Origin of the sequence: Streptococcus sp. 27098_8_148 (assembly GCF_041432105.1) — a bacterium.
Lineage (GTDB): Bacteria > Bacillota > Bacilli > Lactobacillales > Streptococcaceae > Streptococcus > Streptococcus parasanguinis_AE.
In genome coordinates this window covers 205,408-221,337 of record NZ_JAPVYY010000003.1, presented here as the reverse complement: position 1 = coordinate 221,337, position 15,930 = coordinate 205,408, and the positions used below count along the sequence as shown (strand labels likewise).

Sequence of the window (15,930 nt, the reverse complement as noted above, 5' to 3'; positions counted from 1 at the left end):
AGAAAATAGGAGACAAATAGAATGACAAATTCAGTGTTCCAAGGACGTAGCTTCTTGGCAGAAAAAGACTTTACACGTGCAGAGTTAGAGTACCTTATCGGACTTTCAGCTCACTTGAAAGACCTTAAAAAACGCAACATTGAACACCACTATCTTGCTGGTAAAAACATTGCGCTTTTGTTTGAAAAAACTTCAACTCGTACTCGTGCTGCCTTCACAACAGCAGCTATCGACCTTGGTGCTCACCCAGAATACCTAGGTGCAAACGACATCCAACTTGGTAAAAAAGAATCTACAGAAGATACTGCTAAAGTTCTTGGACGTATGTTTGACGGTATTGAATTCCGTGGTTTCAGCCAACGTATGGTTGAAGAATTGGCTGAATTCTCAGGTGTTCCAGTATGGAATGGTTTGACTGACGAATGGCACCCAACTCAAATGCTTGCAGACTACTTGACGGTTCAAGAAAACTTTGGACGTTTGGAAGGTTTGACACTTGTATACTGTGGTGATGGACGTAACAACGTAGCGAACAGCCTTCTTGTAACAGGTGCTATCCTTGGTGTGAACGTACACATCTTCTCACCAAAAGAACTCTTCCCAGAAAAAGAAATCGTTGAATTGGCAGAAGGATTTGCAAAAGAAAGTGGCGCTCATATCTTGATCACTGAAGATGCCGATGAAGCTGTGAAAGGTGCAGACGTACTTTACACTGACGTTTGGGTATCTATGGGTGAAGAAGACAAATTTGCAGAACGTGTTGCCCTTTTGAAACCTTACCAAGTAAACATGGATTTGATTAAGAAAGCTGATAACGAAGACTTGATCTTCTTGCACTGCTTGCCAGCCTTCCACGATACAAATACTGTTTACGGTAAAGATGTTGCTGAAAAATTCGGCGTAGAAGAAATGGAAGTTACTGACGAAGTGTTCCGTAGCAAATATGCTCGTCACTTTGACCAAGCTGAAAACCGTATGCACACCATCAAAGCGGTTATGGCAGCTACTCTTGGTAACTTGTACATTCCAAAAGTTTAAGACTTTATAACCGTATACCAACAGCTATAGGGGCTGGACTGCTAGCTTTAGTCCTGCCCCTATTTTTTATAGAAAGGGAAAACCTATGTCAAGAAAAATCGTTGTTGCTTTGGGAGGAAATGCTATTCTCTCATCTGATCCTTCTGCTCAAGCTCAACAAGAAGCGCTTGTAGAAACAGCAAAACACTTAGTCAAATTAATCAAAAATGGGGATGACTTGATCATCACTCACGGAAATGGTCCTCAAGTAGGGAACCTCTTGCTCCAACACTTGGCAACAAACTCTGAAAAGAACCCTGCTTTCCCACTTGATTCATTAGTTGCTATGACCGAAGGAAGCATTGGCTACTGGCTTCAAAATGCTCTTCAAAATGCTCTTCTTGAAGAAGGAATCGAAAAAGACGTGGCTTCTGTTGTGACACAAGTCGTTGTTGATAAGAACGACCCAGCTTTTGTCAACCTCAGCAAACCAATTGGTCCATTCTACTCAGAAGAAGAAGCAAAAGCAGAAGCTGAAAAATCAGGAGCAACTTTCAAAGAAGATGCTGGTCGTGGCTGGCGTAAAGTTGTGGCTTCACCAAAACCAGTGGATATCAAAGAAATCAATACCATTCGTACTTTGTTGAACGACGGTCAAGTCGTTGTAGCTGCCGGTGGTGGTGGTATCCCAGTTGTGAAAGAAGCAGATGGTAGCTTATCAGGTGTTGAAGCTGTCATCGATAAAGACTTTGCATCTCAACGTTTGGCTGAATTAGTAGAAGCAGACCTCTTCATTGTCTTGACTGGTGTCGATTATGTCTTTGTGAACTACAACAAACCAGACCAAGCAAAATTGGAACATGTCAATGTAGCTCAATTGGAAGAATACATCAAACAAGACCAATTTGCACCAGGAAGCATGCTTCCTAAAGTAGAAGCTGCCATTGCCTTCGTCAATGGTCGTCCAGAAGGAAAAGCAGTTATTACGTCACTTGAAAACCTTGGCGCTTTGATTGAGTCTGAAAGTGGAACAATTATCCAAAAAGACTAATGAAAAATTAGGAAAAAACTAGTATTTTAAAGCTTATTGTGATAGAATAAATCTATAGGTAAGCGTTTTACAAGATGCTCTTGTAAAACATCACTCACACTTTGTTGCGTTAGGAGGAAGACAAATGAGTGAAAAAACGAAAAAAGGATTTAAGATGCCTTCATCTTTTTCCGTATTGTTAATTATCATTGCTATTATGGCAGTGTTAACTTGGATTATTCCAGCTGGTCAATACAAGGTTGACGATGCAGGTGCTATCATTGCAGGTAGTTATGAATCTGTAAAAGCACATCCTCAAGGGATTTGGGATGTCTTGATGGCCCCAATCAATGCCATGCTTGGTAAAGCACCAACCAGTGCAGCGATTGACGTAGCCTTCTTTATCTTGATGGTCGGTGGTTTCCTTGGTGTTGTGAATGAAACAGGTACCCTTGATGTAGGGATTGCTTCTATCGTTCGTAAATACAAAGGCCGCGAAAAAATGTTGATCTTGATCTTGATGCCATTGTTTGCCCTTGGTGGTACAACTTATGGTATGGGTGAAGAAACCATGGCCTTCTATCCACTTCTTGTACCTGTTATGATGTCCGTTGGTTTTGACAGCTTGACAGGGGTAGCCATTATCCTCTTAGGATCCCAAATCGGATGTTTGGCGTCAACATTGAACCCATTTGCAACAGTTATCGCTTCTGATACTGCAGGTATCTCAAGTGCTTCAGGTCTCTTGCTCCGTGTAATCTTCTGGATTGTCTTGACAGGACTTAGCACATACTATGTATACCGTTATGCAGATAAGGTTCAAAAAGACCCAACCAAATCTCTCACCTATGCAACTCGTGAAGAAGATTTGAAACACTTCAATGTTGATAGTGGCGAAGAAATTCCTTCACAAATGAACAAGAAACAAAAACGTGTCTTGCTCGTCTTCATCTCAACATTCGTTATCATGGTTGCTGGATTTATCCCATTCAAAGATTTGGGTATTAAATTCTTTGAAACCTTCAACGAATCTCTCCATAAAATTCCAGTACTTGGTCAATTGATCGGTAACACAGATGCTCTTGGTACATGGTACTTCCCTCAAACAGCTATGCTCTTTGCCTTCATGGGAATCCTTGTTGGTATCATTTATGGCTTGAAAGAAGATAAAATCATTTCATCTTTCATGAATGGTGCAGCTGACCTCTTGAGTGTTGCTCTTATCGTAGCGGTAGCACGTGGTATCCAAGTCATCATGAACGACGGTATGATCACTGCGACAATTCTTCACTGGGGTGAAGAAGGACTGAAAGGTCTTTCATCTCAATTGTTCATTGTCTTGACTTACATTTTCTACTTGCCAATGTCATTCTTGATCCCATCATCATCTGGTCTTGCCAGTGCAACAATGGGTATCATGGCACCTCTTGGTAAATTCGTCAATGTACCAGGTAGCTTGATTGTCACAGCTTACCAATCTGCATCTGGTGTCTTGAACTTGATCGCACCAACTTCAGGTATCGTAATGGGAGCTCTTGCTCTTGGACGTGTTGACTTGAGTGCATGGTGGAAATTCATGGGTAAATTGGTCGTAGCGATTGTTGTGATCACCATTGCCCTTCTTCTACTAGGAACTGTGGTTCCATTCTTGCAATAGAATAAAGTAGGTGTTTCATGAAAAATAGAATAAAGAACGATGTAAAAGAGCAGTTTTTAAACTCGCTTCAAACCATCATTTCTTACCCCTCAGTATTAAACGAAGGGGAAAATGGAACACCGTTTGGACAAGCTATCCAAGATGTCCTAGAAAAAACCTTAGAGCTTGCTCGAGAATTAGGTTTTCAAACATATATAGATCCTGAAGGATACTATGGATATGCAGAGATCGGTCAGGGGGAAGAACTCCTGGCCGTTCTTTGTCACTTGGATGTTGTTCCAGCCGGTGATCTAAAAGATTGGCAAACGCCACCTTTTGAAGCGACCATTGTCGGTGATTATTTAGTAGGTCGTGGTGTGCAGGATGATAAGGGGCCGTCCCTCGCTGCTCTCTATGCAGTTAAGAGTTTGCTGGATGATGGCATCCAGTTTACCAAACGAATCCGCTTTATCTTTGGGACGGATGAAGAAACCTTGTGGCGCTGTATGAACCGCTACAACCAAATCGAAGAGCAAGCAGATCTTGGATTTGCACCGGATTCCTCTTTCCCATTAACCTATGCTGAAAAAGGCTTATTACAAGTGAAATTGCATGGTCCAGGTTGGGATGATCTTCCCTTACAAGCTGGTCAGGCCCTCAATGTTGTTCCAGACAAGGCGACCTATGCTGGTCATCGTTTGGAAGAGTTGCTTCCTGTTTTGGATCAAAGTGGGGTTCAGTATAGCCAAACAGAAGATTCTGTAACGGTCTTGGGTGTTTCCAAGCATTCTAAAGATGCAGCTGAAGGAGTGAATGCCATTGTCGGTTTAGCGGAAAGTTTATCCCTCATCCAACCCCATCCAGCTTTGCTCTTTATCGCAGATGCAGTTGGTGAGGATGCAACTGGTGAGGCTCTATTTGGCAGAATTACAGATGAACCAAGTGGAGATCTTTCCTTCAATCTTGCGACCCTTGTGATCGATCAAGAACAATCGGAAATCGGAATTGATATCCGGATTCCAGTTTTAGCAGACAAGGATGCCTTGGTAGCTCGTTTGCAAGAAATTGCAGCTAGTTATCAGTTGGAATATGAAGAGTTTGATTATCTGGCTCCTTTATATGTTCCTTTGGATAGTCCTTTAGTCAGCTCTTTGATGGCCGTTTATCAGGAAGAAACTGGTGATAAGACGCCAGCTATGTCTTCTGGTGGTGCGACATTTGCGCGGACCATGGAAAATTGTGTCGCTTTTGGGGCTCTTTTCCCAAGTGCAGAGCAGACTGAGCACCAAGCCAATGAACGTGCAAAAATTGACGATCTATACGCTGCGATGGAAATCTATCGAGAAGCCATTCAACGCTTAGCCACAACATAAAAAGTTTGGAAACCAAGTTTCCAAACTTTTTATTTACTAAAGAAGAAGGGTGGGGTGAATTCTTTTAATTTTTCAAAACAATCCAAAGCTCCTTGGTTGTCTTCGCAGATGACCAAACAGACATCGTCTCCGCAGATGGTCGCTACAATTTCTTGGAGTTCCAATGCATCTAAGATCGCTCCAAAGGATTGGGCAAGACCTGGAAGAGTTTTTACAACGACCTGGTTTTGAACGGGCCGTAACATAACTAAGGCATCTTCCATATACATCCGCAGGCGCTTTTCCCAACGGGAAGGAGCGATGGTGTTCATGGCATAGTAGGAACTATCCCCCTCGTTAATTTTTACTAGATTCAAGGATTTGACATCCCGTGAAAGGGTAGACTGGGTAACGAGAACGCCATTAGCTTCTAAGGCTTCTTGGAGTTCTTGTTGGGTATGAATCCTACGCTCAGAAATGATCGAGCGGATCAAGCGATGGCGGCTTTCAATTTTATTCATGAGAGACTCCTTTACTTGATGAACATAGCATCCCCAAAGCTGAAGAAACGGTAGCGTTCTTGAATCGCATGGTGGTATGCTTCTAGGGTTAATTCACGGCCAGCAAAGGCAGAAACCAACATGACCAGAGTTGATTTTGGAAGGTGGAAGTTGGTTGAAAAGGCATCGACGACTTTCCATTCGTAACCTGGTTTGATAAAGATATTGGTCCAGCCGGAATCGGCTTGGATATCACCATCAAATTTGTTTCCAATCGTTTCAAGAGTTCGAATAGAAGTCGTTCCGACGGCTACGATGCGTTTCCCTGCAGCTTTTACCTGACGAAGGGTAGCAGCAGCCTCTTCAGAAAGTTGGTAGAATTCAGAGTGCATCTCATGGTCTTCAAGATTGTCCACAGATACTGGACGGAAGGTTCCTAGGCCCACATGAAGGGTCAAATAGACCAGGTGAACCCCTTTTGCTTCAATCTTTTGGAGCAATTCTTGGGTGAAATGAAGTCCTGCCGTTGGAGCTGCAGCAGAACCATTTTCTTTGGCGTAAACGGTTTGGTAGCGCTCGCGGTCAGCAAGTTTTTCGTGAATATAGGGAGGAAGTGGCATTTCACCAAGGCTTTCCAAGACTTCTAAAAAGATCCCTTGATAGTGGAAGCGAACGATGCGGCCTCCGTGCTCCAATTCTTCCTCAACGGTTGCGGTCAAACGACCATCTCCGAAGCTGACTGTGGCCCCTACCTTTAAGCGTTTTGCAGGTTTTGCCAAGACTTCCCAACAGTCATCCTGGGTATTTTTAAGGAGAAGGAATTCGACGTGACCACCTGTTTCTGGTTTGACTCCATGAAGACGAGCAGGTAGCACGCGCGTATTGTTCATGACAAGAGCATCTCCTGGCTCCAATTCATCCAAAATTGCATCAAAATGACGGTCTTGGAATTGCCCTGTTTTTCGATCGAGGATCAAGAGTTTAGAGGCATCTCGTTTTTCAAGAGGGGTTTGGGCAATCAGTTCTTCAGGCAAATCAAAGTCAAAGTCGTTGGTATTCATTTGCGCTCCTTTTATAATAAATTTGTGAGTAGATAGATGGTAGTCCCGACAGCTAAGAGCATCAGGCAAATTCCCATCAAAAAGATCAGGACCTTGAGAATCTTTCTTTGATGAATCAAGAAAGATAAGAGAAAGACAAGGAGTCCGATCAAAAAAATGATGAATAATAGTGATACAATCATACCTTTCATTATATCACGAATCGACTTGAAAATGAAAAAAATGCCAGAAAAAGATAGCGGTTTCACTTGACAAAAATTGGTCTATACCATATAATAAAAGCATAGAGAAATAGGAGGTCTATCCAATGAACATTATTGAAGTAAAGGACCAAATTGAAGGTGGAAAAGTTGCCTTTGATATATTAAAAGAAACCTTAAAGGAAGGTGCTCAAACCTTAGGTCTTGCGACTGGAAGCAGTCCCCTTGAGTTTTATAAACAAATTCGTGAAAGTGATTTGGATCTGTCTAATCTAATCAGTGTGAACTTAGATGAATACGTAGGGTTGACGGGAGATGATCCTCAATCTTATCGTTATTTCATGGAGAAAAATCTCTTTGATGCCAAGCCGTTCAAAGAAAGCTATCTCCCATCAGGTGTAGAAGAATCTGCCGATCAAGAAGTGATCCGTTATAACAAAATACTCGAAGAGCATCCAGTGGACCTTCAGATCTTGGGAATCGGACGCAATGGACATATCGGTTTTAATGAGCCTGGAACATCCTTTGATAGTCAGACCCACTTAGTTCAGTTGGATGATTCTACCATTGAAGCTAATTCTCGTTTCTTTGATAAGATCGAAGATGTACCAACCCAAGCCATTTCGATGGGGATTGCCAATATCTTAGCAGCGAAATCAATTGTCTTGTTTGCTTATGGGGAATCAAAAGCCCAAGCGATCAAAGGTACAGTAGAGGGTGAAAGGACAGAAAAAGTGCCAGCTAGTGCCCTTCAAGGACATCCAAATGTGACCATTATTGCGGATAAGGAAGCTTTGAACTTGTTAAGTCGATAAAAAACAGGACCTATCGCCGATTTATTCGGGCCAGATAGGTTTTTTTCTGCTTCAAAGTATGGTACAATACAAGTAATTATCTGCTGTGTTTGGCTCTTTTCATCTACTGGGAGACAGGAGAAAAGAGCATGAGGGCTAGAAGCTTATTTTAGCCTCCAGCTGATTAGTCTGTTATAAAGGAAAAGTTTATGATAAAAAAATATTTGATCCATATTTGCCTCCTTCTGAGTCTCTTATGCCAGCCAATTCTAGCGAGTGCGGATGAATTGGTGGATATGGCGCAAAAGATGTATCCAAATGACAATGTCCAAGCCATTAACCGTCCACATTCTTCGCTCATCATTGACGGTAATACGGGAAATGTTCTTTGGAAGGACAATATCGATGAAGTCAGAGATCCTGCCAGCATGAGTAAGCTCATGACGCTCTATCTCTTGTTTGAAGATATGGCAAATGGCAAGATCAGTAAGGATACAGTGATCAAGGCGACCGCTTCAGACCAAGCGATCGGAAAGATCTATGAGATCTCCAACAATAATATTGTTGCTGGTGTGGACTATACAATTCCTGAGTTGATTACCATGACAGTGGTTCCATCCTCAAATGTATCGACCCTCATGTTGGCCAATCTCATGTCCAACAATGATCCAGATGCCTTTATCGAGCGTATGAATGCCAAGGCTAAGGAATTGGGGATGACCAATACGGTCTGGAATAACCCGAGTGGAGCGGCCATCTCAACCTTGCAAGGTTACTATCAGGTAAACAATTATCCAAATGATGCGGCCAACCAGACAACTGCGCGTGATTTAGGGATTTTGGTCTATCATTTTATCAATCAATACCCAGATATTTTAAACTATACCAATCAAGCCCAAGTCACGGTCAAAAAAGGAACTCCGTATGAGGAAACCTTTGATACCTACAATTATTCATTGCCAGGAGCCAAGTATGCCTTGAAAGGTGTGGATGGTTTAAAAACTGGTTCAAGTCCTCGTGGAGCTTTCAACTATATCGCGACCATCAAACGGGGCAATCAGCGCTTAATTGCTGTCATTATGGGCGTAGGAGATTGGGCAGACCAAGATGGGGAATATTACCGCCATCCGTTTGGCAATGCTTTGATCGAAAAAGCTTATAAAGATTTTGGCTATAAAAAATTGTTAGATGCGGGTGTCCAGAAGATTGACGGCAAGACCTATACACTCGAAAAACCCTTCTATGCAACGGTTAAAAAAGGTGCTAAAGAACCGACCCTTGCGGTAAAAGATGGCTATCTGACAGTAGATAATGATCTCTATACGTTGTCTGAAGGTATCCGAGATGATATGAAGGTGGAAGAAGGGGCCAAGCCAGAGCTTGTCAAAGAAACAGCAAGTGTGAAAAAGACAACGGCTAAGCACAGTAAATGGCTTTCGCTGGATCACTTCCTGATTTTGATTCCGATTCTCATTATTGTCATCATTCTCTCGATTGAAAAACAAAGTCGTGAGAGACGCAAAAAAGAGGCTCAAAAGCGCTATAATAAAGAATAAAATAAAACCTAACTGATTGTCAGTTGGGTTTTGTCATTGTTCTATTAAGATACTTTTAGAAAGGACTTATATGAAAAGATTCCGAAATTCTTATGCAGCGTATATGCTGCTCTATAGTTTTTATTTTATGTCCACATCTCTCTTTACGACCCTTATTTCCGTTTATTTGATGGGAAAGCACTATAGTGCAACTCAAGTGTCGACCTTGGTATCGGTTGCCTTTTTCTTATCTATGGTAGCCCAACCCTTCTTTGGTTATATCAATGAGCGATTTGGAATCGTAAAAATGACGACCCTCAGTCTGAGTGTGATCATTGGTGGTGTCTTCGGTTTTCTTTGGGCTCCCAATCTCTTTTGGCTGACCGTTTTTTATGGGATTGTTCTAGTCTGTTTGAATGGGACAGCTCCCATGATGGAAGTATTTGCGACGCAAAGTCCATACGCTTTTGGGAAGATTCGCGTTTGGGGAACCATTGGCTACTCGGTCGGTGTCCAAATAGCCGGCTGGGTCTATCATCAGTTTAGCCCTCAAGCTGTCTATTATACGGTTTTGATCACCATTGTACTCAGCATTTTCTGTCTAAGTGCCGTTCGGATGAAGACAAGAGAGAAAAAGGAAGAAAAAGTTAAAGAGCCGGTCTCTATTCGCCCCCTTCTTCACAATGGACCTTACCTCTTCTTTATCATTTTGATTGGCTTGGCTTCAGGGGTTGGAAATATTGGTCATACCTATATTCCTGAATTGCTCATGGATAGTGGTCTACCAGTCCATATTGCCTCTACGGTTGTAGCTGTCTCCGTCGTAGTGGAAGCTCCCTTGATCTTTTTCTCTGATCGATTCATGGACCACTGGCCTTTACGGGTTTTGATCGCTCTTCCAATCGGAATTATTTTCGCTCAATATGCCGTCTACGCTCTTCCAAGTCCTGTCTTCTTAAAAGTGCTTCTAACTCTTTTAGCCAAGCATACAACAGGGATGGTGTTGATTATGGTCTCCTTACGGTTTATCGCCCAACAGGTAAATGGCAAAGACTTGGTTCTTGCCATGGCCATTGTCCAAGGAGCTCGTTATTTAGGAACCATTCTCTTACAACCCCTCGCAGCCCTCTGTATTGAAAGAGGTGGTTACCAAGTCATGAGTTTCTTTTTAGCAGGGATTGTAGGGATCGTCTTTTTACTGAGCTTTGCCTTAAAAATGCCCCAAGGGAAGGCTCACGGCCTTTTTGGTGGCAAAGTAGACTAATGAAATTGTTACAATTGTATGACTAATCATCGAGGAGTTGGACAGAAACACTGATCTCATAGTGTTTTGTCCAACTTTTTTGCTATTATTAAGAACTAGTGATTAATTTGACAATCAAAGTATTCGATGATAGAATGAGGTGAAATAAATATAAAGGAGACCATTTTATGAAAAAAATGATCTTATCGACAGCTGCTCTTTTGACGATTGTTTCCCTAGCTGCTTGTTCAAACAAACAAGACACAAAGAAGGAAACTTCAAATAGTCAATCAACTACTAAAGTGACGAGCAAATCTGCCAACACTTCGAAAAGTAAGGATACTTCAACAGATTCAGAAGATACGTCATCTTCTAGCCTCTTAACAGATGCTGAAATCAGTAAAGCAAAAACTGTTGGGGACTTCAAAAAGTTGTTTGCAAAATTAATGGATCAATCTGTTTCACTTACCGAAGAAGCAGGTAAGTCTGTGACAGGTTCTGCAAAAGAGCAATACGATGCAACTGTTAGCGCCTTGAAGCAAGAATTGGAAAACCAAAAAGATATTTTTAATGAAGGCTTGAAAAGCATCGGTTCAGATAGCACAGTCGTTCCTAAAGAAGACCGTGAAGCTTTGATCGAAAGCTTGAAAGATGCTCGAGAAGAGTTGGAAAGTACTCGTAAAGAAATGAAAGATATGCAGAAAGAATTGAGTAAATCTCCTGTTGCAGATGACGACAGTGATGATTCAGATTCAGATTCTGAAGAATAAAAGGAAGAAAAGGTTGGAATTTCCAGCCTTTTTCTTATTTTTTTTCGAATGATATAGATGAGGAGGTGGGCCTATGTTTATTGCCATGGATAACAATCAAAAGCGGTGGAACTGTATGGAAGAGATCCCAGCTGTGACAGAAGGGCCCTTCTATTGTCTAGCATGTCATAGTCCAGTGCGTCTAAAAAATGGCTCGGTTCTAAGGGCTCATTTTGCTCATGTAGAATTACAGCATTGTCCCTATCATCACGAAGCGGAGAGTTTTGAACATCTGGAATTGAAAGCCAGTCTTTATGACTGGGCCTCTAAGGAGTCTAATACAGAAGTAGAAAGTTATTTAGCAGATTTTCAACAAATTGCGGATCTTCTAATAGTGGACAAGAACTTAGCTTTGGAAGTGCAGTGTAGCTCCCTATCTTTAGAACGTTTGAAGGAGAGAAGCGATGCTTATCGATCCCATGGTTACCAGGTCTATTGGTTACTTGGTAAAAAGTTGTGGCTCAAGGAAAGACTGACAAAGCTACAGGCTGGTTTTCTTTATTTTAGTCAGAATCGCGGGTTCCATCTTTGGGAATTGGATCTAATAAAGAAAGAGTTACGCCTGCAATACCTCATCCATGAGGATTTGAGAGGGCGATTGCATTATCAAACAGAAGTTTTCCCTTTTGGTCAAAGGTCTTTACTGGAAGTCTTACGGACCCCTTATCTTTCGCAACCCATGCAGCAAATGGCAGTCGAGCTCGATCGTACATTTTTAACGTATATACAGCAGCAACTCTTTTATCGTCATCCAAAGTGGCTGAAGCTTCAGGAAGAACTCTATTTGCAGGGACACCATCTGATGGAACTGGGGCTAGATTTCTTTTATCCTCTTTGTCGTCCGATCCTTTCACAGAATTTGCTCCAAATTAAAGAGGATGTAGAAGATTACTACCAGAAATTTATGGTCTATTATCAGTCGCAAGGGATCCAACCCGTTCAGATCCTTTATCCCCCACGTTTTTATGCTCAACAGAAAAGCTAACTTTCTAAGATAGAAATCTTCCCGAAATGTTCATTTTTATGCTAAAATAGAACCATTGGAGGATTAATCGAAATGGTAAAACAACGTAATGAAATTGATGAAAAATACCAATGGGATTTGTCGACAATTTTTGCGACAGATCAAGCTTGGGAAGAAGAAGCAGCAAGCTTAGCTGCGGATATTAAAGCAGCAAGCCACTATGCTGGTCATTTGTTGGATTCGGCGCAAACACTGTTGGATACAACCAATGCATATTTGGAATTGAGCCGTCGCTTAGAAAAGGTCTACGTCTATGCTCATATGAAAAATGACCAAGACACACGAGTGGCTAAATACCAAGAGTACCAATCAAAAGGGATGTCTCTTTATAGCTTGTTAGGTGAAACCTTTGCCTTCTATGAGCCTGAATTCATGGCCATTACGGATGAGCAGTATAAGGCCTTTGTGAGTGAAGTTCCAGCCTTGGAACAATATGGTCATTATTTTGATCGTTTGCTAGAGAAAAAAGAACATGTCTTGTCTCAAAAAGAAGAGGAATTACTTGCAGGAGCTGGTGAGATCTTTGCGGCTGGTGGGGAAACCTTTGAAATCTTGGACAATGCAGATATTGTTTTCCCAACTGTGCATGATGACAAGGGCGAAGAAGTTCAATTAACCCATGGAAACTATATTTCTTTGGTAGAATCAAAAGATCGTGCCGTTCGTAAAGAAGCTTACGAAGGTCTCTACAAGGTCTATGAACAGTACCAACATACCTATGCTAAAACCTTGCAAACCAATGTGAAAGTTCACAACTTCAATGCCAAAGTCCGCAAATTCTCATCTGCCCGTGAAGCGGCCCTTTCTGAAAACTTTGTACCAGAAAGTGTTTATGATAGCTTGGTAGCAGCCGTGAACAAACATTTGCCACTCTTGCAACGCTATGTGCAATTGCGTTCAAAAATTCTTGGAATCTCAGACTTGAAGATGTACGATATGTATACGCCATTATCCGATACAGACTACAAGTTTACCTATGAAGAATCATTGGCCAAAGCAGAAGAAGTCTTGGCTGTTTTGGGTGAGGACTACCTTTCTCGCGTGAAACGTGCCTTCAGCGAACGGTGGATTGATGTGCAAGTCAACCAAGGAAAACGCTCAGGTGCCTATTCAGGAGGTTCTTATGATACCAATGCCTTCATGTTGTTGAACTGGCAAGATACATTGGATAATCTCTTCACCTTGGTGCATGAAACTGGTCACAGTATGCATTCTAGCTATACCCGTGAAACTCAGCCGTATGTCTATGGGGACTATTCCATCTTCCTTGCTGAAATCGCCTCTACAACCAATGAAAATATCCTGACCGAACGTCTGTTAGAAGAAGTAGAAGACGATGCAACTCGCTTTGCTATTTTGAATCACTTCTTGGATGGCTTCCGTGGAACCGTCTTCCGTCAAACCCAGTTTGCCGAATTTGAGCATGCTATTCATAAAGCAGACCAAGAAGGTACGGTATTGACTAGTGAGTTCTTGAATAACCTCTATGCAGAACTTAATGAGAAATACTATGGTCTTTCAAAAGAAGACAACCCTGAGATCCAATATGAATGGGCTCGTATTCCTCACTTCTACTATAACTACTACGTTTTCCAATATTCAACAGGTTTTGCAGCAGCTTCGGCCTTAGCTGAAAAGATTGTTCATGGAACACAAGAAGATCGTGATAAATATATCGACTACTTGAAGGCTGGAAATTCTGATTATCCACTCAACGTCATCCGCAAAGCAGGTGTGGATATGGAAAAAGAAGACTACTTGGACGCAGCCTTTGCGGTCTTCGAACGTCGTTTGAATGAATTTGAAGCCCTAGTAGAAAAATTAGGACTCGCATAAGATGGTAGAGTCTTATAGTAAAAATGCCAACCACAATATGCGCCGGCCAGTGGTTAAAGACGAGATCGTTGACTTTATGCGCACGCGTCAAAAACCGGTAGCAGGTGCCTTGGAGGAGTTAGAAGCATTCGCCCGCAAGGAAAATATTCCGATTATTCCGCATGAAACGGTAGCTTACTTTAGACTACTCCTGCAAGCCCTACAACCAAAGAAAATCCTGGAAATTGGGACAGCAATTGGATTTTCAGCGCTCTTAATGGCTGAAAATGCTCCCGATGCACAAATTACCACTATTGATCGGAATGAAGAGATGATTGGCTTTGCCAAGGAAAATCTGGCTAAATACGATCAGAGAAAACAAATCACCTTGCTTGAAGGAGATGCAGTAGATGTCTTGCAGGATTTAACAGAGACCTATGACTTTGTCTTTATGGACTCTGCTAAGTCTAAGTACATCGTCTTTTTGCCACGAATTCTCGAACTCTTAGAGGTTGGGGGAGTCGTGGTATTGGATGATATTTTCCAAGGAGGAGATGTTGCCAAGGACATCATGGAAGTACGTCGTGGGCAACGAACCATTTACCGGGGGCTTCAGAACCTCTTTCATGCGACTCTCAATCATCCAGATTTGACCGCTAGTTTGGTGCCACTTGGAGATGGTATTTTGATGATTCGGAAAAATACAGAGACTGTAACCTTGCCAGATCCTAGCTCTTTTTAGGTAAATTTAAGGTATTCTCTCTAATTTGTGGTAAAATAGAAGAAGTTTAAAAAGGAACGGAGAATAATTTTCATGAAGAAAAAACTTGTAGCAGGTGCTGTGACCTTGCTATCAGTCGTAACACTAGCAGCGTGTGCCAATGGCACAAACAAAGATATCGTGACCATGAAAGGGGACACGATTACAGTTTCTGATTTCTATAATGAAATCAAAAACAACCAAGGTGCTCAACAAGTTCTTTTCCAAATGACCATCAATAAAGTCTTTGAAAAAGAATATGGATCAAAAGTTTCTGATAAAGAAGTCGATAAAGAATTGGCTAAACAAAAGAAACAATTAGGCAAGCAATTCGATGCTTACTTGGCGCAACAAGGCTTGACGGAAGAAACAGCGAAGAAACAAATCCGTAGCAATATGTTGTTGGAATATGCAGTCAACCAAGCGGCTAAGAAAGATATCAAAGAGTCTGACTACAAGGCAGCTTTTGAATCTTACACACCAGAAGTAACAGCACAAATTATCAAGTTAGATTCAGAAGATAAAGCAAAAGAAGTGTTGGAAGCTGCTAAAGCGGAAGGTGCAGACTTTGCCCAAATCGCCAAAGACAATTCAACAGATACTGCTACAAAAGATAAAGGTGGCGAAGTTAAGTTCGATTCAGGAACATCAGGTATCCCATCTCAAGTCAAAGAAGCTGCCTTTAAATTGGATGAAAACGGCATTTCAGATGTGATCACAGTTTCAGCAGGTCAAAACTATTCTGCTAGCTACTATATTGTCAAATTGAATAAGAAGACAGAAAAAGGTTCTGACTGGAAGAAATACGAAAAACGTTTGAAAGAGATCATTGTTGACGGTCGTAAGCAAGATACTAACTACATCCGTAGCATTATTGCAAAAGCGATGACCAATGCCAATATCAAGGTCAAAGATGATGCCTTCAAATCAACCTTCAACCAATATTTGCAAAATATCGGTGTTCAAACAAGTGATAGCAGCTCATCATCTAAAAAATAGTTGACGGTTCCTTTTGGAACTTGTATAATGAAATAGTTGAGAATAAATCATTGTTACTCGGAATCAGAGAAGTGGCGGGGGTGCGAGCCATGGAAGGGAAATGATTTTGCTACTCGGCTGAGACAATTGCATACAAAATGAAGAATGACAAGTTC

Annotated in this window: 14 protein-coding genes; 12 read left to right on the top strand and 2 right to left on the bottom strand. The window is 41.7% G+C overall.

What is annotated here, in order from left to right; genetic code table 11:
* Positions 1 to 21 precede the first annotated feature (21 nt).
* The 4 genes from argF to O3646_RS04040 all read left to right on the top strand — a co-directional run bounded on the left by argF (position 22) and on the right by O3646_RS04040 (position 5,056).
* Positions 22 to 1,038: an ornithine carbamoyltransferase gene (gene argF, locus O3646_RS04055; RefSeq protein WP_003006350.1), complete on the top strand. Its 1,017-nt coding sequence runs from the start codon at positions 22 to 24 to the stop codon at positions 1,036 to 1,038.
* An 85-nt stretch (positions 1,039 to 1,123) separates the two neighbouring features.
* Positions 1,124 to 2,068, top strand: coding sequence for a carbamate kinase (gene arcC / locus O3646_RS04050; protein ID WP_347111772.1), 945 nt, complete (start codon positions 1,124 to 1,126; stop codon positions 2,066 to 2,068).
* Positions 2,069 to 2,192: 124 nt separating this feature from the next.
* Positions 2,193 to 3,704, top strand: a complete 1,512-nt coding sequence (locus O3646_RS04045) for a YfcC family protein (RefSeq protein WP_049490506.1) — start codon at positions 2,193 to 2,195, stop codon at positions 3,702 to 3,704.
* 17 nt (positions 3,705 to 3,721) lie between these two features.
* A complete protein-coding gene (locus tag O3646_RS04040) occupies positions 3,722 to 5,056 on the top strand; it encodes a dipeptidase (RefSeq protein WP_342977186.1) in 1,335 nt (444 codons plus the stop codon).
* A gap of 29 nt (positions 5,057 to 5,085) precedes the next feature.
* Here O3646_RS04040 and O3646_RS04035 read toward each other — a convergent pair whose 3' ends face one another.
* Positions 5,086 to 5,556, bottom strand: a complete 471-nt coding sequence (locus O3646_RS04035) for an arginine repressor (protein ID WP_003006364.1) — start codon at positions 5,554 to 5,556, stop codon at positions 5,086 to 5,088.
* Between the two features lie 11 nt (positions 5,557 to 5,567).
* On the bottom strand, positions 5,568 to 6,596 hold the full coding sequence (queA, locus tag O3646_RS04030; protein ID WP_003006367.1) for a tRNA preQ1(34) S-adenosylmethionine ribosyltransferase-isomerase QueA: 1,029 nt from the start codon (positions 6,594 to 6,596) through the stop codon (positions 5,568 to 5,570).
* 307 nt (positions 6,597 to 6,903) lie between these two features.
* On the opposite strand from queA, the gene O3646_RS04025 reads away from it, so the two are divergent.
* From O3646_RS04025 to prsA, 8 genes are all read left to right on the top strand, one after another.
* Complete coding sequence (locus O3646_RS04025; RefSeq protein ID WP_371610572.1) at positions 6,904 to 7,611, top strand: glucosamine-6-phosphate deaminase; 708 nt, start codon at positions 6,904 to 6,906, stop codon at positions 7,609 to 7,611.
* A gap of 188 nt (positions 7,612 to 7,799) precedes the next feature.
* Complete coding sequence (locus tag O3646_RS04020; RefSeq protein ID WP_371610571.1) at positions 7,800 to 9,146, top strand: DUF1958 domain-containing protein; 1,347 nt, start codon at positions 7,800 to 7,802, stop codon at positions 9,144 to 9,146.
* Between the two features lie 70 nt (positions 9,147 to 9,216).
* Positions 9,217 to 10,389, top strand: a complete 1,173-nt coding sequence (locus tag O3646_RS04015; protein WP_371610570.1) for an MFS transporter — start codon at positions 9,217 to 9,219, stop codon at positions 10,387 to 10,389.
* Positions 10,390 to 10,556: 167 nt separating this feature from the next.
* Positions 10,557 to 11,138: a hypothetical protein gene (locus O3646_RS04010; RefSeq protein ID WP_371610569.1), complete on the top strand. Its 582-nt coding sequence runs from the start codon at positions 10,557 to 10,559 to the stop codon at positions 11,136 to 11,138.
* 73 nt (positions 11,139 to 11,211) lie between these two features.
* On the top strand, positions 11,212 to 12,162 hold the full coding sequence (locus tag O3646_RS04005) for a competence protein CoiA family protein (RefSeq protein WP_371610568.1): 951 nt from the start codon (positions 11,212 to 11,214) through the stop codon (positions 12,160 to 12,162).
* 72 nt (positions 12,163 to 12,234) lie between these two features.
* Positions 12,235 to 14,037, top strand: coding sequence for an oligoendopeptidase F (gene pepF / locus O3646_RS04000; RefSeq protein ID WP_371610567.1), 1,803 nt, complete (start codon positions 12,235 to 12,237; stop codon positions 14,035 to 14,037).
* A 1-nt stretch (position 14,038) separates the two neighbouring features.
* Complete coding sequence (locus O3646_RS03995) at positions 14,039 to 14,758, top strand: O-methyltransferase (RefSeq protein WP_049496750.1); 720 nt, start codon at positions 14,039 to 14,041, stop codon at positions 14,756 to 14,758.
* 72 nt (positions 14,759 to 14,830) lie between these two features.
* Entirely contained in the window at positions 14,831 to 15,775 is a 945-nt protein-coding gene (gene prsA, locus O3646_RS03990; RefSeq protein WP_371610566.1) for a peptidylprolyl isomerase PrsA, read from the top strand.
* Positions 15,776 to 15,930 lie beyond the last annotated feature (155 nt).

Excerpts from the sequence above, each read along its gene's own strand:
- argF (WP_003006350.1), top strand. The coding sequence starts at position 22 with ATGACAAATTCAGTGTTCCAAGGACGTAGCTTCTTGGCAGAAAAAGAC.
- arcC (WP_347111772.1), top strand. The coding sequence starts at position 1,124 with ATGTCAAGAAAAATCGTTGTTGCTTTGGGAGGAAATGCTATTCTCTCA.
- O3646_RS04045 (WP_049490506.1), top strand. The coding sequence starts at position 2,193 with ATGAGTGAAAAAACGAAAAAAGGATTTAAGATGCCTTCATCTTTTTCC.
- O3646_RS04040 (WP_342977186.1), top strand. The coding sequence starts at position 3,722 with ATGAAAAATAGAATAAAGAACGATGTAAAAGAGCAGTTTTTAAACTCG.
- O3646_RS04035 (WP_003006364.1), bottom strand. The coding sequence starts at position 5,556 with ATGAATAAAATTGAAAGCCGCCATCGCTTGATCCGCTCGATCATTTCT.
- queA (WP_003006367.1), bottom strand. The coding sequence starts at position 6,596 with ATGAATACCAACGACTTTGACTTTGATTTGCCTGAAGAACTGATTGCC.
- O3646_RS04025 (WP_371610572.1), top strand. The coding sequence starts at position 6,904 with ATGAACATTATTGAAGTAAAGGACCAAATTGAAGGTGGAAAAGTTGCC.
- O3646_RS04020 (WP_371610571.1), top strand. The coding sequence starts at position 7,800 with ATGATAAAAAAATATTTGATCCATATTTGCCTCCTTCTGAGTCTCTTA.
- O3646_RS04015 (WP_371610570.1), top strand. The coding sequence starts at position 9,217 with ATGAAAAGATTCCGAAATTCTTATGCAGCGTATATGCTGCTCTATAGT.
- O3646_RS04010 (WP_371610569.1), top strand. The coding sequence starts at position 10,557 with ATGAAAAAAATGATCTTATCGACAGCTGCTCTTTTGACGATTGTTTCC.
- O3646_RS04005 (WP_371610568.1), top strand. The coding sequence starts at position 11,212 with ATGTTTATTGCCATGGATAACAATCAAAAGCGGTGGAACTGTATGGAA.
- pepF (WP_371610567.1), top strand. The coding sequence starts at position 12,235 with ATGGTAAAACAACGTAATGAAATTGATGAAAAATACCAATGGGATTTG.
- O3646_RS03995 (WP_049496750.1), top strand. The coding sequence starts at position 14,039 with ATGGTAGAGTCTTATAGTAAAAATGCCAACCACAATATGCGCCGGCCA.
- prsA (WP_371610566.1), top strand. The coding sequence starts at position 14,831 with ATGAAGAAAAAACTTGTAGCAGGTGCTGTGACCTTGCTATCAGTCGTA.